This window comes from Pseudoalteromonas sp. GB56 (genome assembly GCF_054923835.1).
Genome location: NZ_JBPCHK010000001.1, coordinates 1,145,942 through 1,168,248, shown reverse-complemented (window position 1 = coordinate 1,168,248; position 22,307 = coordinate 1,145,942). Strand labels below are relative to the sequence as shown.

Sequence of the window (22,307 nt, the reverse complement as noted above, 5' to 3'; positions counted from 1 at the left end):
CTGACCAGCAACAAGGCGACCATTAGGTCGCCTTTTTTGTGATTCCAAATGCCATAAACACAGCAATGACGATACCGCTGAGCAGGCCGCCCAAATGAGCCCAATTGGCCATCGGAATAAAGAAAGTATCGGTAAAGCCAAACGCTAACCACAGCAATAAGAAGCCAATCATACCTTTGGTCATCATCGCGGGTGTTTTGGCTAGAATTGGGTAAATCCAACAAAAACCCACCAAGGCATAAACTACGCCCGAAAGACCGCCGAAATTTGGCCCTACCATAATGAATTGCGCCCAACTGCTGGCCAAAGAGCCCAGAACAAACACGCTGACCAAAGTCAGTTTAGATGTTTGTTTTTCAATGGCTGGCCCGAGCGTGACCCACCACAGCACATTGAAAATCAGGTGAATTGCGGAAAAGTGCACTATCGAAGGGGTTAGCCAAGAAAGTGGCTGGTTAGCTTTGAATTGCAGAATAGGAAATATATCGCTGAATTGCCCTAACAAGAACAAGGCATAGATAAGGATACTGGCAATACTCACACTTTTAACCAATAAACTCAGTTGGTTAAATCTTGACACTAGGTTGAGCTTAGGACCGCCATAGACCAAGCCTGAATCTGTACGCCCGCTTTCCCAAGCGGCATCCACATACCGTGGATGATTGGGTTGTTGCTGGAACTCTTGCCACAGTGGTTGCACTTGATGAAAGTGCTCAGGTGCAACACCAATGATCACATGCCCATTTTCACCCGCTTTTAATGCGCCGTGGTATCCTTGAGTGCCAATGTAATCAACAAATCCTTGTGCTGCGCGAACATTATTGGTGCTGCCGAGTTCTATCATTTTTCTACCAATTCAGGAAATTGCGTAGCCCATGCACTAAAACCACCGTCCATGGAATAAACATCGTCAAAGCCTTGCTCAGCCAAATAGCCTGCGGCGCCTTGCGAACTAATGCCGTGATAACACACTACGATGATGGGTTGGTCATACTCTTTATGCAGCATGAACTCGCCAATAGTGCTGTTACTTAGGTGCTCTGCACTTGGTATGTGCCCTGCAGCAAACGAGTTAGGGTCGCGAATATCCGCAATCACGACATTGTCGTTATCTAATAACTCACGGGTTTGTGCGACTGAAATATGTTTGTAAGCCATGATGCTCCGAATCTTGTGTAAACAATAAAGGCGGCCTAAGCCGCCTTAACAATGCTAAGCCAATGCAATTATGCCCAGTCTAGAATGACTTTACCAGATTGACCGCTCAGCATAGTATCGAAGCCTTCTTGGAAGTCATCGATTTTAAATTCATGAGTGATGATTGGCGAAATGTCTAAGCCTGATTGAATCAAGCTGGCCATTTTGTACCACGTCTCAAACATTTCACGGCCATAGATGCCTTTAATGATTAGCCCTTTGAAAATAACTTGGTTCCAATCAACCGCCATGTCTGAAGGAGGAATACCTAGCATCGCGATTTTACCGCCATGATTCATGTTATTCAGCATTGAGTTAAACGCGACTGGGACACCTGACATTTCAAGACCTACGTCAAAGCCTTCTGTCATGCCCAGCTCTTTCATAACATCTTCAAGGCTTTCTTGCGCTACGTTAACAGCGCGCGTTGCGCCCATTTTCTTAGCAAGGTCTAAGCGATACTCGTTAACATCGGTGATCACTACGTTGCGTGCACCCACATGCTTAGCTACCGCAGCGGCCATAATACCGATTGGGCCAGCACCTGTAATCAGCACATCTTCACCCACTAAATCGAAAGATAATGCAGTGTGCACAGCGTTACCGAACGGGTCGAAGATTGATGCTAATTCATCAGGAATGTTATCTGGCGATCTTAAACGCGTTGAATGCAGGAATAACAAGGTATTCCGCGAAGCTACCTTCACGGTTAACACCCACACCTATGGTGTTGCGACACAAGTGTACGCGACCAGCGCGACAGTTACGGCAGTGACCACAGGTAATATGGCCTTCACCCGATACACGATCGCCAATTTCAAAGCCACGTACTTCTTGGCCCATATCAACGACTTCACCTACGTACTCATGGCCAACAACCATAGGCACAGGAATGGTGTTTTGTGCCCACTCATCCCATTTGTAAATGTGTACATCGGTACCACAGATAGCCGTTTTACGGATCTTGATTAATAAATCGTTGTGACCCACTTCAGGCTTTGGTGCATCCGTCATCCAGATACCCGTTTCAGCCTTAAGTTTTGATAATGCTTTCATCAATGCGCTCCTTAAATAACGCCCAGCTCTTTACCGATACGGGTAAAGGCTGCAATTGCTTTATCAAGCTGCTCTTTGGTGTGAGCAGCAGAAATCTGAGTACGAATACGCGCTTGGCCTTTTGGTACCACAGGGAAAGAGAAGCCAGTCACGTAAATGCCTTCAGCAAGTAGCTTGTCAGCCATTTGTCCTGCAAGTTTAGCATCACCTAGCATAACTGGGATGATAGCGTGGTCTTTACCCGCGCAGGTGAAGCCTGCCGCTTCCATTTGCTCGCGGAAATACGCCGCATTTGACCACAAGGTGTCGCGCAGTTCTTTGCCATCAGCCAGCATCTCTAGCACGCGAATTGATGCCGTCACGATTGAAGGTGCAAGCGAGTTTGAGAACAAGTAAGGACGTGAACGTTGACGTAACCACTCAACGATTTCTTTTTTCCCTGACGTGTAACCACCTGATGCGCCACCCAATGCTTTACCTAGCGTACCCGTGATGATGTCTACACGGTCCAACACACCACAATACTCAGGCGTACCACGGCCATTTTCACCCACAAAACCAACAGCGTGCGAGTCATCGACCATCACCAACGCATCGTATTTATCGGCAAGGTCACATACTGCTTCAAGGTTACAAATTACGCCGTCCATTGAGAACACGCCATCTGTTGCGATTAGCTTTGTTTTAGCACCTGCTTCTGTTGCCGCAATCAATTGTTGCTCAAGATCCGCCATGTCATTATTCGCGTAACGGAAACGCTTTGCTTTACACAGACGCACACCATCAATGATTGATGCGTGGTTCAATGAGTCAGAGATAATTGCATCGTCTGCACCAAGAATAGTTTCAAATAAACCGGCATTGGCATCGAAGCATGATGAGTAAAGAATGGTGTCTTCAGTTTTTAAGAAGTCACTGATTTTAGCTTCAAGCGTTTTATGAATGTCTTGTGTGCCACAGATGAAACGCACAGACGCCACACCAAAACCGTGGTCACTTAAACCTTGCTGCGCAGCTTTAATAAGCTCTGGGTGATTTGCTAGGCCCAAGTAATTGTTTGCACAGAAGTTGATAACTTTGTCACCACTTGCCACTTCAATTTCAGCTTGTTGCTGTGAAGTGATAATGCGCTCGCTCTTGTAAAGGCCTTCGGCCTTCACTTGCTCGATTTGCGCTTGCAGCTGAGTATAAAACGCAGAAGCTCTCATAAATGTCTCCGATACTTGAACAGGTATTTAGGGGCACATGCCACCGGACGGGCCCCAAGGGTAATCTTCTAAATTAATGCTATTGTAAAAGGTTCGCGCTAGAAATGCATTTTTTATAGTTGAAATAGATTCACATAATAAATTGAAATATATGAATAAAAATTCAAAATGTAAGTGACTTAGGCACGTCTGCGAGAGAGTCGCAAACAAAATCAGCATCTTGCAGTGCTTCGTCACTGAATTCTTGGCCACTGCGTACCAAAATTTTAGTGCCAATGTTACAGCGTTTAGCTGCCACCATGTCACCGTGTTTGTCGCCCACCATGACACATTGGCTTGGGTCCAAGTCAAATGCATCGATACCTCGTTGCAACATACCTGGCTCAGGTTTGCGACAATCACAGTTTTGCAAGTACTCGCCCTGACCTTTTTTCGGATGATGTGGACAGTAATAAATAGCGTCGATATTGACATCATGTGCTGCAAATTGCGCAGTCATCCATTCGCTCAGCTCGGCAAATTGCTCCTCACTGTAATAGCCACGGGCAATACCTGATTGGTTGGTTACCACAATCAAGCGATAACCTTGCTTAACAAACTCAGCGCAGGCGTCGAATACGCCTTCAATAAACTGAAAATCTTGTGGTTTATACACATAGGCATGATCTACGTTGATCACCCCATCACGGTCGAGGAAAACGGCTTTGTTGCTCATAGTCTGTGTTCTCTTACTACTTTATCGAACATGGCAATAACGGCTTCTGTGCTAATTCTGTCCATCAACTCACCTTTGGCACGCACGCCCCAAGGCAACTGATCAGCGGGTTTACCGTGTTGCTCAATAACCGCTTGGTTATACACCTCAACCACATAATCTTGAAACAAATATGGGCCCGTGCGCTTAGGGTTAGAGTGCGCGTACAAGCCAATCACCGGTGTGCCTTGTGTCACGGCCATATGTGCAGGACCCGTATCAGGCGCTAGCACCACCGTCGCTAAGCCTAATACGCAGGTCAGCTCTTTAAGTGACGTCTTACCAACAAGGTTCAACACCTCGCCTTGGCAATGCATACTAATTTGCTCGGCCAGTGTTTTTTCCATCTCAGTTGGGCCACCGGTAATAGCAACCTTGAACCCTTGTTTTATGGCATGCTCGGCTACTTGGGCATAGCGCTCTGGCAACCAATTGCGCACTGCTTTGCTCGCTGCGGGACTTATTACGAACAACGGCTCTCCTTCGTCACCGACCAACTGCGCCGCTTTTTGATGATCACTGTCGCTCAAAGGCAATTGCCAATGCGGTGTGAAGTCGGTCACGCCCAACTGCTCAGCAAACTGCATAAAACCTTCGAGTACATGTGGTTCAGATTTAGGATTGATGCGTTTATTAATAAACAAGCTGTGCAATTCTTTGGAACGCGCTTTATCAAAGCCCATTTTTACCTTGGCTTTAATGCAACGACTCGCAAGTCCTGCGCGAAATGCCACCTGCATATTGAGCAGCACATCGAATTTTTGCCCTTGTAACTGCACGCGTAAGTTTTTAAACGCTTGCTTACCCTGCTTTTTATCAAAAATAACAAATTCGACGCCAGGCAAACCATCGAGTAACATGGCTTCCACCTTGCCTATTACCCAGGTAATTTTGGCATTTGGATGAACACGCTGAATAGCTTGAACCGCAGCAACTGCATGACACACGTCACCAATTGCAGAAAGGCGAAGAATACAAATCGATTGCACAGAGTTGAGTTGCACTGGGCGCTTCCTTAAGTGAAAAACTGTGCAAATGTTAAAGCAACCTCAGCGCATTGCAAGTTATGTTCAAGTGCCCAGGGCGTGTTGCCCTTAGTATATAAGTTTATTGCCAGTATAAAAAACGCTACACTGGAGTCACCTTGCGACTCACACTGTTTTCCATGCAACTAACGTCCCTCAGTAACAACCAAACTTTGTTTACCCAAGAAACTAACTCTCTTGCCTCTCTTGCTGTCGATGGCAACTGGTTCAACCCTCAACATTGGCTTGAGCAAGACAAGGTGTTCGCGCAAAAAACAGGTCGTGCTACTGCCTATTTTTTTGCTGAAAAAGAGTTAAAAGCAGTGCTCCGCCATTACTGGCGCGGGGGCCTTATTGGTAAGGTTTTACAAGACCAATACATGTATACCGGCATGGAGCAAACTCGCGTATACAAAGAGTTTTCACTGATGTGTGAATTGTATCAGCAAGGTCTGCCCGTCGTGGAGCCGATAGCAGCTTTAGTAACGCGTTCAGGTTTAATTTACCGAGGCGATATCATTACTCGTGCGCTTGAGGGAGCAAACAGCCTGTGTGAACGCCTAGTTGAAGGTGCATTGGCTGAAAACCTCATCACAACCATTGGTGAAACCATTGCCCGCTTTCATAAAGCAGGTGTGTATCACGCAGATTTAAATATCAACAATGTGCTGTTTGATAACCAAGATAACGTGCACATTATTGACTTTGACCGAGGCGAGTTTCGTGCGCCAAATGCACGATGGCAGCAACAAAATATGCAACGATTACAACGCAGCTTTGCGAAAGAAGCAGGCAGACAGCCTAATTTTCACTGGCAAGAAAGTGACTGGCAGAAATTAGAAGAAGCTTATCAGCGAGCTCTTAACTGCTGATAAGCCTTTTGAAGTATTAAGAGCGGATTTTACTGATCACATTCGACGTGGAGCAACCATTAAGGAACTCCAACACTTCAACCTGACCACCGTGGCGCAACACATGGTCAGCACCTGCTATGTCTTCCACTTTATAGTCGCCGCCTTTAACTAAAATATCTGGGCTGATTTGCTCAATTAACTTAGCCGGCGTGTCGTTCTCTTCTTCTTTACCAAATGGGATCACCCAGTCAACCGCAGCAAGTGCGCTGAGCACCATAGCGCGCTCGTCAAGTGGGTTAATCGGACGCTCAGGTCCTTTTAATCGAGCGATTGAATCATCGGTGTTCAAGCCCACAACCAGGCGGTCGCCCATCGCTTTTGCTTGCGCGAGATAGCGAACATGCCCTGCATGTAGAATATCAAAACAGCCGTTGGTGAATACGATCTTCTCACCGTTTTGCTTTGCAAATTCAATATGTTGCAACACTGATTCAAAAGGTGTTTGGTAGTGTTCGCCATTTTTACGCAAGTATTGACCCAGTTTACGGCTGAGCTCCTCTGGCGATACCGTCGCGGCACCGAGTTTACTTACCGCAATGCCCGCCGCAATGTTTGCCAGTTCAACGGCATCGGCTGGTGTCATTCCTGCTCCGAGCATCACAGTCAACGTAGCGATAACGGTGTCGCCAGCCCCTGTCACATCACTGACTTCACGAACTTGTGCCGCAAAGTCATGCTTTTCAGATGCACTAATAAGTGACATGCCTTGTTCAGAACGAGTCAGGAGCATCGCACCAATGCCTGCTTCTTTAATAAGTGCGCGTGCACTGTCAGTCAATGCTTGCTCTGAGCTCGCATCACCACCCGCGAGCTTAAATTCATTCAGGTTTGGCGTAATGTAATCGGCACCACGGTATAGACTGAGCTGCGGCGATTTAGGGTCAACAAGCACTGTCTTACCTGCGTCTTTAGCAACGCGAATCATCGCTTCAATCAGTGTCAGTGAGCCTTTGTTATAGTCAGAAAACAACACGAAGTCATAATCACCAACAACGCGCTCTAGCCGGTTAAGAAGTAATTGGGAGTGTTCTTTGGAGAATTGCTCTTCTTGGTCTAGACGCACGACTTGTTGATGACGGCTGATCACCCGCATTTTCGCGATAGTCGGTAAATCGACAACATGAACTAACTGAGAGTCGATATGTTCATTGGCTAAAATGCGCTCAAGCGTTTGTCCGCTTTCATCTTCGCCAATTAAGCCGAGTAGACCAACCTGTCCATCTAAGCGGGCGATGTTTTTCGCCACGTTAGCAGCACCACCGGCTTTGTCTTCCAGTTGGTTCACCTTTACCACGGGCACCGGCGCTTCTGGCGAAATACGACCTGAGTCCCCATGCCAATAGCGGTCTAGCATAACATCGCCAACCACCAACACTTTAGCTTGATTTAAATTCTTAAGTAACGCTAAGTCCATGAATTACTCCGCAACGAGTAGGTCAAGCGCTTCACATAGCCAATGACCGATGAACATGTGTGCCTCTTGAATACGCGCAGTTTCATCGTTAGCGATAATAATCGGTAATTTCGCGATATTTTTGACTTCACCGCCTTCACGACCTGTTAATGCCACTGTGTAAGCGCCAATCTCATTAGCCGCTGCCAATGCTAAATTAATGTTCGCACTGGTGCCTGATGTGGTTAAGCCAATCACCAAGTCCTCAGGCTTACACAAAGCCTGAACCTGACGTTCAAACACCGTATCAAAGTGGTAGTCGTTCGAATGAGCTGTAAGGATGGATGTATCCGTCGTCAGGGCAATGGATGCCAACGGACCACGCTCTTTTTTGTAGCGCACAACAAACTCAGCCGCCAGGTGTTGCGCATCAGCAGCACTGCCGCCGTTACCAAACCAAATGACCTTACCACCAGCTTGGAGCGCCCTGTGGCATTGCGCTAATAATTGAGATGCTTCTTCTTGGTACGTGTCCATTGTCTCAAAAAGAGCGCGGTGGCGAGCAAGGCTATCGAAATATGTAGCCGCTGCGGTGTCAGTATTGACCATGTTCTTTCCTCATTCGCGAGTTTTAACGGCATTATTCCAAAGAGTTTTTAGAATTGCACGCTTTTGTACTGTTTGCCATCGTGGCACAGGGAATTTAATCAAATCCCCTCCACTGTAGCAGTAAATGGGTGAGTGTTACCTTAATTGCTATTGTTAATCACAATTCTTCACTGCCAAAGGAGACTGGGCTTTGCTATTATTGCCGCGTAATGACTCAATTAGGCAGTGAACACGTGCAAGGAAGTATTCCTCTTATCAACAAAACCCAGCTAGAGAAAGCTAAACGGGTCTTGTATATGAGCCACTTGGCGATAGGAGATTATGTTTATCAAGGAGTATTTTTGCAGCAGTTGGCTGCAACCTACCCACATCTAGAAATTGATGTTTGGTTTGATGACTGCCGGGAGCATGCCAAAACTTGGCATGGAGGGCGTAATAAGATTCTCGGCCAATGGCTAGAAAGTGAATCTGGCATCAATAACATTTACCCCAATGCGCACTCCTTAGAACACCGCCAAGAGCAGGTAAAACTCGCTAAAAGCAAAGAGTACGATGCTGTATTTTTTATCGCTACGGCGCGCAGTGAGCGTTTTTGCCAATACGCACGAGCTATAGCAGGCAACAACCTAGCTGTGGGTGTATACGCACTAAACGCAATGCAAAGAATGCGTCATCGTCAACTCATCAAAGCGCTTAACGGCAGTATCAATGCAAGACCCAGTGAGCAGTTCGATCATATCAGTGATTTTTATCGCCACTACTTCACTCAACTTGTCGATATGCCCGCACCTGCGCAATCATATCAGCACATCCAAGTGCCGCAGCAATACATCACCGAACTTCGCACTCAGCAAGCCAGCAAAGATATCGTGTTTATCAATCACCTCTCGACAACAGACAAACGAGATTGGCAACTCGGGCAGGTTATTGAGTGTATGCAAGCTATTCATGAGAGAGAACCGCAACTAAGGTTCGTTATCAACGCACCCAGTGAGCAAATAGCTGCGCTCGAAAAACAGTTGAGCCATCATGCTTTAAACGGCATCCAAGTCAGTACTTTTAGTGCGAAAACTCATTTTTATGAGCTTCCCGCAATGATTAGCCAATCTCGTTTAGTAATAAGCGTTGAAACCGCAATCATGCATTTAGCGGCAAGTTTACATATTCCGGCTGTTGCTTTAATACGTGAAAAAGCGAGACATTGGCGACCGCTTGGACCTGGACAAGTGCTGTTTGGTGGCAAACGTGTGGACAGTATCAGTGCCCAAGAAGTAGCAGATAAGGCATTGAACTTGTTGAACAATGCCTAATTTGGCTCTGTAACTTACCTACCAGTAGAAAGAAACGGACGCGTGTCCATAGCTTTCATCAAACACATCATGACCGTAAGTAAGCTGAGTTTCGACACGGTATCCATCAATAACTTGGCTATTGAGAATTTGTAACTCCTGAGCTCCAGTGTATTGCTCTGAGTCATTGTCCTGCATAGTCAATTTAAGCTGCCAAAGTGAGTCCATATCCTGCTGATAATCAAGCACTAAAGCATGCACTTCTGCAGGCACACCATCACCGAATATACGTCTATCTGCTGCATAATGACCAAATACAAAGCCATCATTCGTGTTACCAAATCGGTACAAATGATTGTTATACCAGCTTGTTTTCCATTTGTTGTATTCATAGCGAGCAGCCAAGTTGGAACTCAGTTGTGGTAAATACACACCCAATGAGGTCACCTGATTACCCAAACTAAAATTGCTGCCGCCTTGGGTATCTTCGCCACCATATTCAAAGTAAAACTCCGCAGGCATACCCCAATCAAAATAGAAGCTTGACGTGAGTGACGCTAATTGATCACCTAGCTCTGTATCATCTTCGGAATAACTGTTGTCGCTTCCAGCTGGGTCAAAAAAAGCATCGAATACATCTTTGAAGTCCACTTCGCGAGGACCACCGCCAAATTGCATAATGCGGTTTAGGCCGACCTTCCACCCTTGAATGGGTTCAAAACTAATATGAGTTCCAGCGACGCGAGGGCTACCGTCGTACCACTCACCTTGATATTGAATGCCTTCTTTAACTGACTCTAATTCGGTGTAATACAACTCAAAATCGAAATTCCACCAGTTATGGGCTGGAGCAACCATGCCCAGTGAAATTGATGGTGATGTTTTCGCATTGGTAGAAATCATTTGCGCTGAAGTCTTAAACGGCGAGAACCAATGTTCTTTGTAGCCCACATTCAACTGTAAATCTTCACCAGCAATAGCTACAAAGGTATTGTAAGGCACAAGATCGCCCGCTTCGGCACGATATTCCAAGCCTACTTGCATCAGCATGGCATTATTTGGGCGCCAAATACCCTCAAACATCACTTGTCCCCACTCGTCCGTGGTGAGGCCACGCTGGTTGGCAATCGGTGTTGTTTTATCATGCTCGTAACGCAGCGTGACACCCGCTCGCGTCACAGAGTCACTGCTGCGATAGGCTTTTAATTTGGTGGTAATGGAGCGGTGCAAAGCAGGATCTTTTGTTTTGAGCTGACCTAAGGCTTTGTCAATTTCGCTCATACGGTAGGGTTTAGCCATTGGCGTGCCCGTTGTTTTGATAAACATACGGTCGATTTGCTGTTCCAAATTCACATCGTAGCCGACAGGCAAATACGCAGTTGGCTTAGCATGCACATAACCTGACGCCGCACATAGTAAAACACCAGCTACAAGCGAGCTGGCTAGTTTATATCCTTTCATTTGCTTTCCTAGCGCTTCATTATACTGGCGCAAATACTATCAAATTGATTGCCAATACTCAGCAGTTAAATTGTAAGCTTTGGCTTCGCTCCCATCTCAGGTTACACTTACCCTTTGCCATTAATTCAAATAATTGCTTTGATTTCTCGCTTTTTCTACTCCCTCATTCTTACGCTTTTAATGCCACTTGTGTGGTTGTATTTATACGTTCTTCGTGGACGTAAAAACCCAGGTTATCGCGCACACTTTAAAGAACGTTTCGGTTTTACCCAAGCCAAAGGCGATGTCATTTTACATTGTGCGTCTGTAGGCGAGGTGCTCGCCACTGCACCACTTATCAAAGCCCTGCTAAATGATGAGAGTCATTACGCTTTAGTGATCAGCACCAATACACCCACAGGCCGAGAGCAAATTAACCAACTCTTTGCGAAAGAAATTGCCGCACAGCGTGTTCATGTAACCTATTTGCCGTTTGATCTACCACTTTCGCAACGGCGCTTTATTCGCCGAACCCAAGCAAAGCTGCTCGCTATTATTGAAACCGAGCTTTGGCCTAACTTGCTACACCGTGCAAAAACCGCAGGTCTAAGCACATTCGTTATCAATGCTCGCTTATCCGAAAAATCTGCGCAAGGTTATGCCCGTGTAGCACCGCTTACTCGCGCTATTTTGAATGATATCGACTTGCTTGCCTGCCACCACAGCGACGATGGCGAGCGCTTTGTGGCACTGGGCCTAGCTCCTGAAAAGTTAACGCTTACGGGCTCTATCAAATTTGACATCAGTGTAAGTGAGATGCAGCGCGAGCAAGCGCTCACTGAAAAACAATGCTTAGGTGACAGACCTGTGTGGATAGCAGGCTCCACTCATCCAGGTGAACCAGAATTGCTTATCGCTGCCCACAATAAGGTGCGAGAGACGATGCCTGATGCAGTCCTCATTATTGCGCCGCGACACCCAGAGCAATTTGATAAAGTCGCTCAATTACTCGATGAACAGGGCGTGACATTTAGCCGCAGAAGCCAAGGAGCTCACCAAGGTGAAGCTGTGCTGCTGGCTGACACTTTGGGTGAACTGACCATGCTTTATGGCGCAGTCGATGTGGCGTTTATCGGCGGGAGTTTAATCACTCGAGGGGGTCACAATCCACTTGAAGCCTGTGCCCATGGCGTTGCCGTATTAAGTGGTAAACACACCTTCAATTTTGATCATGTTTACCCCGCACTAATAGAGCAAGGCGGTGCCCGTTTTGTTGATGAGCAAACGTTGACCACTGAGTTACTCGACTTATTACAAAATACCCAAGCACGCACCCGCATGGGCCAACACGGCCTCGAAGTGGTACGACAAAATCAAGGCGCGATAGCACGCACCATCACCTTAATAAAAGCCACATTGAATTCAGGAGCGGCATCATGACTCAGTGCGAACAAGCGATGCGCGAGTGGGTTCGCGCGGTTATCGTAAAATATAACTTTTGCCCCTTTGCCCGCAAGGAGATGGAAAACAACACCATCCGTTATCATATCAGCGGTGCAACCACGGCAGAAGATGCGGTGATGGACACCTTAGAGCAATGCCAAGCACTCAATCAGCATCCAGAAATTGAAACCACATTGGTGTGCTTTGAACACGGTTTCACTGACTTTGCAGACTTTCTCGACTTGATTGATTTAGCCAACGCGCTGTTAGTCGCGCAAGGCTTTGAAGGCACTTACCAGCTTGCCCACTTCCACCCTGATTACGTGTTTGCCGACAGCACCGATGAGGATGCGGCGAATTATACTAACCGTGCGCCCTACCCTACGCTGCACATTATCCGTGAAGAGAGTATGGAGCAAGCGCTGGAAAGTTATGATGATCCAGAGAGTATTCCCGACAACAATATGCGCCTAGCAAGACGTAAAGGTGCAGATTTTTGGCAAGCGTTACTTGTTAAGTGTGCAGCTAAAATTGAACGATAATGCAATCACGCCACTAAAGTGAAAACGATGAAAATACTGGTGACAGGCTCAGCGGGCCGAGTTGGCCGCGCAATATATATTAAGCTCATGCGCTCATTCACTGTGGTTGGCATCGACAAAACCCCATGCTCTACGGCCGATTATGTTGGTGACATTGGTGATGAAAAGCTGTTAAAGCAGGCGCTTAACGGCGTGGATGTAGTCGTGCATACTGCTGCGCTACACGCCCCTCACGTCAACCTAAGAAGCAACAAATCCTTTCATAAAACGAATGTTAACCTAACCGAGCAACTTGCACTAATGAGTATCGAATTCGGTGCGAAACACTTTGTTTTTACAAGTACTACAGCGCTTTACGGTCATGCCTCAACACCGAAGGGGATTGCGGGATGGGTGAATGAAGACGTAACACCACAACCCAAAAGCATCTACCATCACACCAAGTTATTGGCGGAGCAAAAGCTTGAAGCCTTGTCTAAACACTTTAACTTCCCTATCACAGTGCTACAAATGTCGCGCTGTTTCCCTGAACCCGCTGATTTAATGGCCGTTTACCGACTGACACGCGGTATCGATGCTCGAGATGTTGCCAACGCCCATTTAGCAGCGATAAAAAAGCGCTTAGAAGGCTTTCACCGTTTCATTATCTCGGGCAGCACTCCCTTTACACGCCACGATCTCACAAGGTTACATAATGGAGCCGATGTATTACTCGCGGAAAAATGCCCAACGCTAGCTGCGGCATTTGCACAAAGAGGTTGGCAACTTCCCTCACAACTAGACCGTGTATACGACTCAAGTGCCGCCCAACAAGCCCTAGGTTGGACGCCTAAATATGGGTTTGAGAGTGTGTTAAAAATGGTGGATGAAGAGTCATCGGAAGTACTGCCAGTGATTTAATCCTTGGCGTTGAAATTTGATTTACAGTTAAAGCTAGTTCAAGATCTTTATCGCGGTGGCGACGACGCCTTAGGGGTGGTTTACGCCCCCTCTATAGCCGCCCGAGTCGCACCAACATTGCATTATTTCCTCAACGCGCTAGGAGAGATGGACGTAACCGATGTACACATGACCATCCCTGCCCTAAGCATGTTTTCGCTCACAGTCCCAGCGAGGGATTAGACTGATCAACCTACGTTCTAGAGTAAGTCTAAAAAATCTGTAATTCCGAAAAATGCAAAAGCGGACGGTCAGACAAACTCGTTTTTGGACATAAATGAGTTAGGGTGTTTATTCGGTAACGTCCACATAAACGGCGCGACGTTAGGAGCAAATTTGATGTGACTGTTTTGCCCCATTCTCGACTGGCTGCCGGCTTTCCAAATAAATCATCAAAAGCGAATTTCGCCTGTTTTCATAAAGTGGATGAGCTTCTGAACATTTTGAGCAAGACAAAAGCCCAAGAATGATTAGCGTATTCGCCTTGTTCGATATTGATTCCGCTGACACTAGGGTCGATTTTGATGCAAAATCCATAATAATGCTAGCAAGGCACCTAACCCGACCTCACCATAACTGACAAGGCTGACAATCGTTTCTCCATTCACAGCAAATTCTCCATACTAATACCTAAGAAATTAATTGTGCGCAAATCGCGCACATTTCTACCACGCAACAGTTCACTTTTCTGACTATTACGTTTTTATCAAATTAGCTATGCTTTTGCTAGCTAACAAAATATTCTTAAATTGGTAAGGTAGTCTGTCGACAAATTTGCACAAATTGCTCATTTTCCTGAATATAGGGGACAGTTGTAAATTCCTAATATAAAAATTGTATCAAAAGAAAATATTCAATATCTGGTTTTCGCTCAAAGCAGGCCTAGAGAGCATTTACGTTAATTCTTTTTGGAGCAAATACACGTAGGCAAAAGTTGGACAGAAATACGTATAAGCCAAAGAGGTTTTGTGAAAGAAGCGGACGGTAAACGCCCGCATAAAATGCTGATAATACTTGGCTAAAATTAGCGAAGAATGAGCGCTGGCCGAGCGTTTTGCATCCTTTTTTAGTAACTTGTTAGAGTGCGGTTTCGATAACCTTTTTTGCCTCTGCTTTCAATAAAGGCACTTTATTTTTAATAATTTCCATATGTTCAACTTCAGTTGGATCAAACATTAGTTCTGGTATTCCGAGGTAATCACAATACTTTTTTAATTGCGAGCTACTAACTTCACCAGAATGTGCCACTAGGTGTCTGATAAGTTTGGCTTCAGTAAGTGGGTTAGGCGCTATATTTGAATTCAAGTATTGAGGGAAAGAGCTCGAAAATGGATGTGACAACTCAATAATCTGAAAATAAAGAATTATTTTTAACATGTAATCATCTGCGTCAGAGGCTAAGCTCCATAGCCTTAACTGGGTTGCTAAATCTGCACTCCAAGTTTGAGAAGAAATGTCATTGGGTAATTTAGAATGAATACCCCAAATCAAAGTTATATCTTTTATAATGGTACGTGTAACCATTTCTGCTTTTATATCAACAGCAGTTAAGAACCGATGTCGATCTAATTCCCGGTCAACTAGATACTGGCACTTTATATCTTCCGGTATTTCCGACTTTACCTTTATGTATATACCGTCAGACTCTTTATAAGCCTGCATTTGTGCAGGTAACGACTGATTGAACAAATCAAAATCAATATCAGGGGGATTATGGGAGAATATCAGTTTGAATTTTGTATACATTATAGATAGCGTTCTAACGCCGCCAACAGGCGACCATTTGGAGTGGATTCAAAGGAGGAACGAGAAATGGGTCGCTTTGTTAAGGTTTCCATCCACAATATTTCCCTTTTTGCATTGTCCAACGACCGTCTTTTGTGATAGGCGGAATTTCTTTACCTTCTGGAAGGTCGTTTATGTGCTTAAACCACTTCAGTTTGTTCGGTAGAATATATATGTATTCCACTAGAACTCTAAAGAAATCGTCTATCTGTTGCGCATTGATTGGGTGGATATCTTCAATATCATGAGCAGCTTGATTACCTATAAGCCTTATACTATCCGCAGCTTCAGCAATTAAACTCGGCAAAGATTGTTGTTCACAGAGTTTCTTTAGTTTATTGGCAAGAGTGCCTTTTTCTATTCCATGGAGCTTACAAATAATTTCGATGCATTTTCGTATACTCATAGAAAAAGCTTCCGAGTTCAAATTTTGTATACGCCTTGCACTTTCGTAAGTAACTCGGACTTCGTGCGGAACTGACTCACTAGATAGTAAAGTATTTGGGTAAAGCACTACTGCTTTATCAAATAAATCAGGCGGCAATTGACCACCATAGTCATCGGCCAACATAAGACGACCGCACGCGGTACACTCCGATACAAACATGTGGCCTTTATGTTCATATATGTAGGGGTCATTCAGGTTCATTGAATAGCATTCATCCTCATAAGCAGACAAGTATCGAAACTCAATTCCTTTGTCACTATTGCAGTATGGACAGTATTTCATAAGAACCTTAACGCCGCGCTAGCGTAGTGGAAAAATTGTCCGACAGCAGCGCTTTGTTGGGCTTATTCAGCATCGTACAAACTCATTGTTTCTGGGTTTACTCTTTCCGGGTCAAAGGTGATTACATTACCGTCAGGATCATATACTACGCCGTCAACCTGTCGGTTCCGGTATCCTTCCTCGATCAACAATTGTACTGCTTGAAAATACACTGTGTTCGAACAGCTTAATTTTCTCGTAACAGCATGATGAACCCCTGGCTTCCAGGGCTGCTCGGGGAGAAGGGCATTAACTTTTAACGCAAACTCAATATCAACAACAATTTCGCTTTTCTTGTACTCTTTCTTTTTAGCCGGACCATTTGCGTTAAAAATACCCCTTTCAATTCTATCGACATTATCAATGAAAAATTCTTCGGCAGCTTCATGACATAAGTCTTTGAAATATCGCTTGCTTTTCACCTTCCTTCCAGTCAAATCGTTGGGTCTGATTTTTGAGATAAACTCCCACGTGATATCGATTTCTTCACGCGTATAAGTATCAACATCGAACTGAACAAGGTCGCTGGGAGTAAAGTCAAATCTGCCCATGAGTCTTGAGACAGTAATCAAGCTTGTTATTTGTCTCCATTTTTTTAAAAATCTTTCGTTTCCAGCAGAGCCAATTGGACGGTATTTTTCGAGAGCGCCATCAGTAATTTTTAATATGGACGCTAACTTTGGCCATATTTCAATAGGATTTCTTTCAGAGAAAACACGATTATAAGACTCGTCTGACCTCATAAATCTTGTTCTAAGCGTAGAGGCTTTTTGTGGAGATTTGATGATAAGGTTGACGTAGCCCGAAGCGAGATATAGAGGTGTTATAATTTTAGAAGATGGATGCCCCATATTGTTATGGAAATTTTTTCTTCTCTCATAGTACAAATCAGCTCGCTCAAGAATATCTTCAATATCTCGTTGTATTTTATCTGTAGCATGCAGAGATGCTAACTCAACATCAGTTTGATTATTAGTGGCGCGAATAATAGTATCTCGTATGTCATCGTCTTGAGAAACGATAACTTTAATCAGCACAAGACGTGACTTTGGATCTTCTCCACCAGCCTCAAAATACCTAAAGATAGACTCAGTTGTTTGTAGGCCGTTAACGATTTGGATATCCTGAATTTGAATTGAATCTCCGATTACATTTGCTGATGTTGCTAGCATTGTGACACCATTGTTAAGCCACCAGAAGTCAGGTGAAGACTCATTATTTAGGGTGTCTCTTATATCTTCATTGACTCGATTTAAACCCATGAAATCTCGGACATTTGAGTCGAATAGGTATCGTCTCAATTTGCCATTATCAGATACAAAGTTGTAATAGTCTTCTAAGCTAGACAGCAACACATATCTCTCTCCACTCGTTAGCACTTTTGAGTAGGGAAGCTCCAAACAAAAGTTCGGCATTTTTCTATGAAGCTCCACGAGCTCGGTGGCGCCATGAAACTCAAATGACACAGCGCAAGCGCCGAAAGATTCTTTGGTTATCGATTCGATCTGCTTTGAGCGTGATTTTATTGACTCTCCAATACTATTAGTGTCCCCTCTTGACGCATATGAATAGCTGACAGAAAAACTACTTAACCGAGGGGAAACCTTTCGATATGCATATTTTAAATTTTCACGAGCTTTTATGACTGATTCCGAGTAATCCCCATTCATCTGGCTTGCATCGATACTGAGATCAAATAACTCAGAGATACTAGCGACCAAGCTATCCAGCGGAGCCTGCTTGAAAGTATCATGGTGTTTACACGTGATGATCCATACTTCTAACTTAGAGCCAGACTTTGGCCACACGAAGGACTCTGGATCGATTAATAAATGACCATTTATAAAAGTGAAAAAGCCGTCAATTCCACCATCATTGCGCCCATCTACTGATCCGGAGAGTATTTCTTCAGACGACAAATCGTAGTCTTTTAGAAGTTGCTCAAAGGCCAAATACTCGAATACCTCGTCTCTTCTGCTTGATGGCAGATTCTCTTCAATTCTATCGTCAACGATTCCATCCAAAAGTAAGGCATCATTTTTTGCCATCGGAATTCCTTATAGCTAAATTTCTAGCTTGTGAGCCTAACAATTTAATATCGAGGGATTGAGTCGTTCTTCTGCCGCAATCAGTCTCGTTTTTGTCCTTAGACCATTGATAGCAAATTTAGGAAGTACATACCAGCATTGAAGTTACGCTGCTCTAAATGTGAACACGACAAAAATGACCTACTGGATCGTTTTCTTGACTGTGGAAGAAACTCCATGATTATCAATATATAAACAGTAATTTAGCTGGAAGGATGAACGTCCGTTAACCGCTCAAAGCCACTCTTAGAGTATTTGCGTTAACTCTTTTTGGGGCATAGGTGCTTCAGTGAGCTTCCTACAAGCACAGCTATGGACAAAACACGTTAGTGTATTTATTCGGTAACTTTAAGCTAAGGGGCGTAGGTGCGTGACGCATAATGGTGAAGCCGCCCCTCATGTATGCGTCCCAGCGAACGAAGTGAGTGACTTAAGCGTTTTGTTATGTACCATTCTTAAAATATCCATTTGAGTAGAGCAGCCAGAAATTCAGGCAAAAATACACCTAAAAAGAGACCCAAACTAAATGCGTCAAATACTCTTTCTTTGATTTTTCGTTCGGCTTTGTCTTGCTTAATAGTTTCAATTATTTCCTCAACAGAACAATTTTCTACAGCGCTCCCATTTAACTTAAACTTATGCTTTTCAACAGTATCAGAGCTCAACGGAACATTGCCAGACGAAGATAAGTAATCACTTTTTGACGATCGGGTGCAAAAAAGGAAGCCATAGGCTTCCTTTTTTTTGTTTTTAAAACATTTCAAAATTTATACGTCACCCCTACCGAGTATGCATGCACACTTTCTTCCATGTGGTAGTTTCGATAGCCTAGACCAATATCCCAACCCGATGAAATACTATAAAAGAGCTGCCCACCTAAATACAGGTCTGTACCATCAAACTCACTTTTAAGGACACCAACGTCACTGACACTTACAATCTCACTTTCCCATTCGAAAATACCGAAGTCGAATGAAGCCGACCAACTGTCATTTTGCCAAAACTTATAATCACCACCAACGGTAAATCCGCTGCCCAATAATGGCGCGATTTCGCCCACTTTTTGGTGATAACTGACGGGATCAGAGAATCATTTTTCAGGATAACCTGCCCCTCTCCTTGATCGACATAACCAAACTCAATAGAAAAACGACCACTAAACAGGTAACTTCCTTCAATCCTATAGCTGGAATCTGAATCATCAACAGACGTCATAGATGGGTCATAACCCCTAACGTCAGTTTGTGATTTCCCCAGCCACACACCTATTTGAAGTTGTGTTGCATTCACGTGAGCACTGAACAACAAAAATGTTATCGAAAAAATTGAAAACTTCATTGGTCAGCCCTCTTAGATAATGTTTTAGCAAATCGCTCTACGAGCCCTATGAGTAGTAAAGTGATAAAGAATAATGACGTACTCCCTCCCCCTGATGCGGTGTTAGTCACTGTTGAAGCGACATACGCTTTCACTCTAACTGTAACACTACCTTGGGTTACTCCACCAAAGCCGTCATCAACAGTGTAAGTGATGATATCGTTACCTTGATAACCAATTAACGGTTTGTACGTTAGCGTATTATCTGCGTTAATGGTAACCTCACCTTGTTCAGCAGATGCAATGGTTACGGTTAATGCATCTCCATCATCATCATTGTCGTTAGCCAATACATTTATTGTGATTTGAGTTCTATCATCCGTATCAACCATTTCATCTTCCACTGTGGGGAATGAATTTGCCAACACATTAATTGTCAATGTGCCGGATGCTGAACCACCACGGCCATCGCTGATTCCATAATTCACAGTGACGATTCCATAGAATCCATCGGTCACAGTATAGTGAAGTTTGTTATCTACAATGGTGATTTGGCCAATATCTGCGTTCGCACTGGTAATAATGAGTTCATCACCATCAGAATCCGTATCGTTTGCGATAACATCGACTGTGACGTTTGTAGCACCTCTAAGGGCAATATTATCTTTCACGGCGATTGGTAATTGATTCCCTGTTAGTGCTATGGCAACACCACTTGGGTCTTCGATAACCCTATTGGCCTGTCCATCTGCATCATTAGGACCACCATCTTCAATAGTGAGTTGAACACACCAATTACCTTCTCCGAGTCCAGTAATGTACTCACTTGACCCTGGAGGAGGACAATATCCCGGCACACCGGGTGCGGAAGCGACTAAATTATTATCGTCAATGACAAAATTGCCCCATGAGTTGCCAATGAGCTTTCTGTATATAGAACTTGCTGAAAGTGGCTCAAACTGTGCGAGAACAACACTTACAGACTGGCCACTTAACGGAAGTCCTTCGATGCTAAAATCAAACAAACCGTTGGTATAGGAATAGCCATTGTCTTGGTCCGCACCATCGCCATTGTTACCAAATTGCACGATATCTGAGCCCGACACACCGGTCGCAAAATTGCTCGCTCTAAGTGCAATATCCCCTAACCGAATGTCTAAACCAGGTTCAGTTTCGATGAGGAAAGAGCCATTTGTCAGGAGTCGCTCTTGAACAACGTTGTTGGTAATTAACCCTGAATCGAGGTAATTTGGTATACCGTCGCCATCATCATCTCCAATACCCTCTTGGTCATCGTTAACTCCGTCCTCATCACTGTCAACTTGCGTCAGCTGAGGCGGCGCTTCATTTACCACTAGTTTCAGTCTTGCTGACGTTGTTGCCGTTCCATCGTTGACGTTGACGATAAAGGTGTACAGACCAGTCGCAAGTGCCGCTGGGTCAAATGTAAATGCAGCATCTTCAGAATCTAAGTCTGTAATTGAACCATCACTAGGCAACCAAGTAATCGTGTGGTTATCGAATTGATTCGGATCATCAATATCCACTGTAATTGTGACATCTCCTAATGTTTTACTTACCAGACGTGTATTCGACTTCATTCTGCCTTGAGAGGCAAACAACGACAAGTTGGGCGCAACGTTTCCTTCAACTATCGTGATTTTGTGAACGACTTTGGGGCCAAACACTGCGTTTTCAGCAGAACTCAATGAAACGATAACTTCTTCATTTCCTTCACTGATACCATCCTCATATATATCGAAGGCGATAACTTTCTCGACCTCCCCTTCACTCAATGTAACGGTATCCTGAATAACGCTGTGATCAGAAAAATCCGCAGTTCCGCTAAGAGTCAATCCTATCGAAACTGGATAAACCGCCGCATTACCATTTAAGATAACTTTGAACTGACCATTACTACCTTCACTTAAAGCTTGGTCTTTACTGAGACTGACTAGGGGTATTACGTCTACTGATTGGGCTGCAGATACGGAACTATCGCCGTCACTCGCACTCCAGATTACTCTGTATTTTCCTGGCGCAAAGAAACCGTCTGTGTCGGCTGTAACAGCAACATTTTCTCCTCTGGCATTTACCGCAGTTGCAGTACCTAAATCTACTTTTGTAAATAAGCCTTTTGCAGGAACTGCAATATCAGCAGGTGCCGTGATGACAATTTCTTCCCCTTCTGAGCTGATGCTAAGGAGTACTTCGGCGCTTGATGATTCTTCATCAGGGTCACGTATTGTATAGTTGAGCGTTGCGTGGCCGTTAAACCCCTGTGGGGGTATGTAACGCATTATGTTATCAACAATCGTAACATCACCAATATCAACAGCCGCTTGATAAAGTGTCAGCATATCACCGTCGATATCGACGTCATTCTCTAGGACATTAAGCACTTGAGGCTGCGGTTCTGTTGCAGAGACACTGAATTGATCATCAATCGCTTGCGGCGCGTCATTGATAGGGTTAATTGTTATGGAAACAGTTGCAGTTTCTGATTCAAATTCACCATCATTGACAGAAAATGTGAACAT

At 44.5% G+C, this 22,307-nt stretch carries 20 protein-coding genes and 1 pseudogene; 6 read left to right on the top strand and 15 right to left on the bottom strand.

The genetic code is table 11. The annotated features are described in order from the left end of the window. Positions 1 to 22: 22 nt before the first annotated feature. The 6 genes and pseudogenes from glpG to ACH19P_RS05425 all read right to left on the bottom strand — a co-directional run bounded on the left by glpG (position 23) and on the right by ACH19P_RS05425 (position 5,219). Positions 23 to 844, bottom strand: coding sequence for a rhomboid family intramembrane serine protease GlpG (gene glpG, locus ACH19P_RS05450; RefSeq protein WP_462157506.1), 822 nt, complete (start codon positions 842 to 844; stop codon positions 23 to 25). Beyond that, positions 841 to 1,158 (bottom strand): thiosulfate sulfurtransferase GlpE, encoded by a 318-nt coding sequence (gene glpE, locus ACH19P_RS05445; protein WP_462157505.1) that lies wholly within the window; start codon positions 1,156 to 1,158, stop codon positions 841 to 843. The genes glpG and glpE overlap by 4 nt, the downstream gene beginning before the upstream one ends. A gap of 68 nt (positions 1,159 to 1,226) precedes the next feature. After that, positions 1,227 to 2,253 (bottom strand): annotated as a pseudogene (gene tdh / locus ACH19P_RS05440) (L-threonine 3-dehydrogenase). 11 nt (positions 2,254 to 2,264) lie between these two features. Further along, positions 2,265 to 3,461: a glycine C-acetyltransferase gene (locus ACH19P_RS05435; RefSeq protein ID WP_462157504.1), complete on the bottom strand. Its 1,197-nt coding sequence runs from the start codon at positions 3,459 to 3,461 to the stop codon at positions 2,265 to 2,267. Between the two features lie 163 nt (positions 3,462 to 3,624). Next, complete coding sequence (gene gmhB, locus ACH19P_RS05430) at positions 3,625 to 4,176, bottom strand: D-glycero-beta-D-manno-heptose 1,7-bisphosphate 7-phosphatase (protein ID WP_462157503.1); 552 nt, start codon at positions 4,174 to 4,176, stop codon at positions 3,625 to 3,627. Next, positions 4,173 to 5,219 (bottom strand): glycosyltransferase family 9 protein, encoded by a 1,047-nt coding sequence (locus ACH19P_RS05425; protein WP_462157502.1) that lies wholly within the window; start codon positions 5,217 to 5,219, stop codon positions 4,173 to 4,175. Before ACH19P_RS05425 ends, gmhB begins: the two co-directional genes overlap by 4 nt. Positions 5,220 to 5,359: 140 nt before the next feature. Between ACH19P_RS05425 and ACH19P_RS05420 the strand changes: the two genes are divergently transcribed. Then, complete coding sequence (locus tag ACH19P_RS05420; protein WP_462157501.1) at positions 5,360 to 6,112, top strand: 3-deoxy-D-manno-octulosonic acid kinase; 753 nt, start codon at positions 5,360 to 5,362, stop codon at positions 6,110 to 6,112. A 16-nt stretch (positions 6,113 to 6,128) separates the two neighbouring features. Here the strand turns inward: ACH19P_RS05420 and hldE are convergent, their stop codons facing one another. Further along, a complete protein-coding gene (gene hldE / locus ACH19P_RS05415; protein WP_462157499.1) occupies positions 6,129 to 7,568 on the bottom strand; it encodes a bifunctional D-glycero-beta-D-manno-heptose-7-phosphate kinase/D-glycero-beta-D-manno-heptose 1-phosphate adenylyltransferase HldE in 1,440 nt (479 codons plus the stop codon). A gap of 3 nt (positions 7,569 to 7,571) precedes the next feature. Further along, on the bottom strand, positions 7,572 to 8,156 hold the full coding sequence (locus tag ACH19P_RS05410; protein ID WP_462157498.1) for a D-sedoheptulose-7-phosphate isomerase: 585 nt from the start codon (positions 8,154 to 8,156) through the stop codon (positions 7,572 to 7,574). Positions 8,157 to 8,284: 128 nt separating this feature from the next. On the opposite strand from ACH19P_RS05410, the gene ACH19P_RS05405 reads away from it, so the two are divergent. After that, positions 8,285 to 9,466: a glycosyltransferase family 9 protein gene (locus ACH19P_RS05405; protein WP_462157497.1), complete on the top strand. Its 1,182-nt coding sequence runs from the start codon at positions 8,285 to 8,287 to the stop codon at positions 9,464 to 9,466. A gap of 18 nt (positions 9,467 to 9,484) precedes the next feature. Here the strand turns inward: ACH19P_RS05405 and ACH19P_RS05400 are convergent, their stop codons facing one another. Next, positions 9,485 to 10,906 (bottom strand): capsule assembly Wzi family protein, encoded by a 1,422-nt coding sequence (locus ACH19P_RS05400; protein WP_462157496.1) that lies wholly within the window; start codon positions 10,904 to 10,906, stop codon positions 9,485 to 9,487. A 141-nt stretch (positions 10,907 to 11,047) separates the two neighbouring features. Between ACH19P_RS05400 and waaA the strand changes: the two genes are divergently transcribed. The 4 genes from waaA to ACH19P_RS05380 are packed head-to-tail and all read left to right on the top strand — an operon-like array spanning position 11,048 to position 13,992. Beyond that, the gene (gene waaA, locus ACH19P_RS05395) at positions 11,048 to 12,325 is read left to right on the top strand and encodes a lipid IV(A) 3-deoxy-D-manno-octulosonic acid transferase (RefSeq protein ID WP_462159312.1); all 1,278 of its coding nucleotides are present in this window, start codon (positions 11,048 to 11,050) and stop codon (positions 12,323 to 12,325) included. Beyond that, positions 12,322 to 12,870, top strand: coding sequence for a DUF1415 domain-containing protein (locus ACH19P_RS05390; RefSeq protein WP_462157494.1), 549 nt, complete (start codon positions 12,322 to 12,324; stop codon positions 12,868 to 12,870). Before waaA ends, ACH19P_RS05390 begins: the two co-directional genes overlap by 4 nt. A gap of 27 nt (positions 12,871 to 12,897) precedes the next feature. After that, positions 12,898 to 13,770 carry an NAD-dependent epimerase/dehydratase family protein gene (locus ACH19P_RS05385; RefSeq protein ID WP_462157493.1) on the top strand — a complete coding sequence of 291 codons (873 nt, stop codon included), beginning with the start codon at positions 12,898 to 12,900 and terminating at the stop codon, positions 13,768 to 13,770. Positions 13,771 to 13,773: 3 nt separating this feature from the next. Then, complete coding sequence (locus ACH19P_RS05380) at positions 13,774 to 13,992, top strand: hypothetical protein (RefSeq protein ID WP_462157492.1); 219 nt, start codon at positions 13,774 to 13,776, stop codon at positions 13,990 to 13,992. Positions 13,993 to 14,886: 894 nt separating this feature from the next. On the opposite strand, the gene ACH19P_RS05375 is transcribed toward ACH19P_RS05380, so the two are convergent. The 6 genes from ACH19P_RS05375 to ACH19P_RS05350 all read right to left on the bottom strand — a co-directional run bounded on the left by ACH19P_RS05375 (position 14,887) and on the right by ACH19P_RS05350 (position 22,307). Continuing rightward, positions 14,887 to 15,555 (bottom strand): hypothetical protein, encoded by a 669-nt coding sequence (locus tag ACH19P_RS05375; protein WP_462157491.1) that lies wholly within the window; start codon positions 15,553 to 15,555, stop codon positions 14,887 to 14,889. A gap of 79 nt (positions 15,556 to 15,634) precedes the next feature. Next, positions 15,635 to 16,165 (bottom strand): DUF4145 domain-containing protein, encoded by a 531-nt coding sequence (locus tag ACH19P_RS05370; protein WP_462157490.1) that lies wholly within the window; start codon positions 16,163 to 16,165, stop codon positions 15,635 to 15,637. A gap of 221 nt (positions 16,166 to 16,386) precedes the next feature. Further along, positions 16,387 to 18,411 (bottom strand): AIPR family protein, encoded by a 2,025-nt coding sequence (locus tag ACH19P_RS05365; protein WP_462157489.1) that lies wholly within the window; start codon positions 18,409 to 18,411, stop codon positions 16,387 to 16,389. Between the two features lie 494 nt (positions 18,412 to 18,905). Continuing rightward, entirely contained in the window at positions 18,906 to 19,115 is a 210-nt protein-coding gene (locus ACH19P_RS05360; RefSeq protein ID WP_462157488.1) for a hypothetical protein, read from the bottom strand. 95 nt (positions 19,116 to 19,210) lie between these two features. Beyond that, positions 19,211 to 19,510, bottom strand: a complete 300-nt coding sequence (locus tag ACH19P_RS05355; protein WP_462157487.1) for a hypothetical protein — start codon at positions 19,508 to 19,510, stop codon at positions 19,211 to 19,213. Between the two features lie 274 nt (positions 19,511 to 19,784). After that, complete coding sequence (locus tag ACH19P_RS05350) at positions 19,785 to 22,307, bottom strand: Ig-like domain-containing protein (RefSeq protein ID WP_462157486.1); 2,523 nt, start codon at positions 22,305 to 22,307, stop codon at positions 19,785 to 19,787.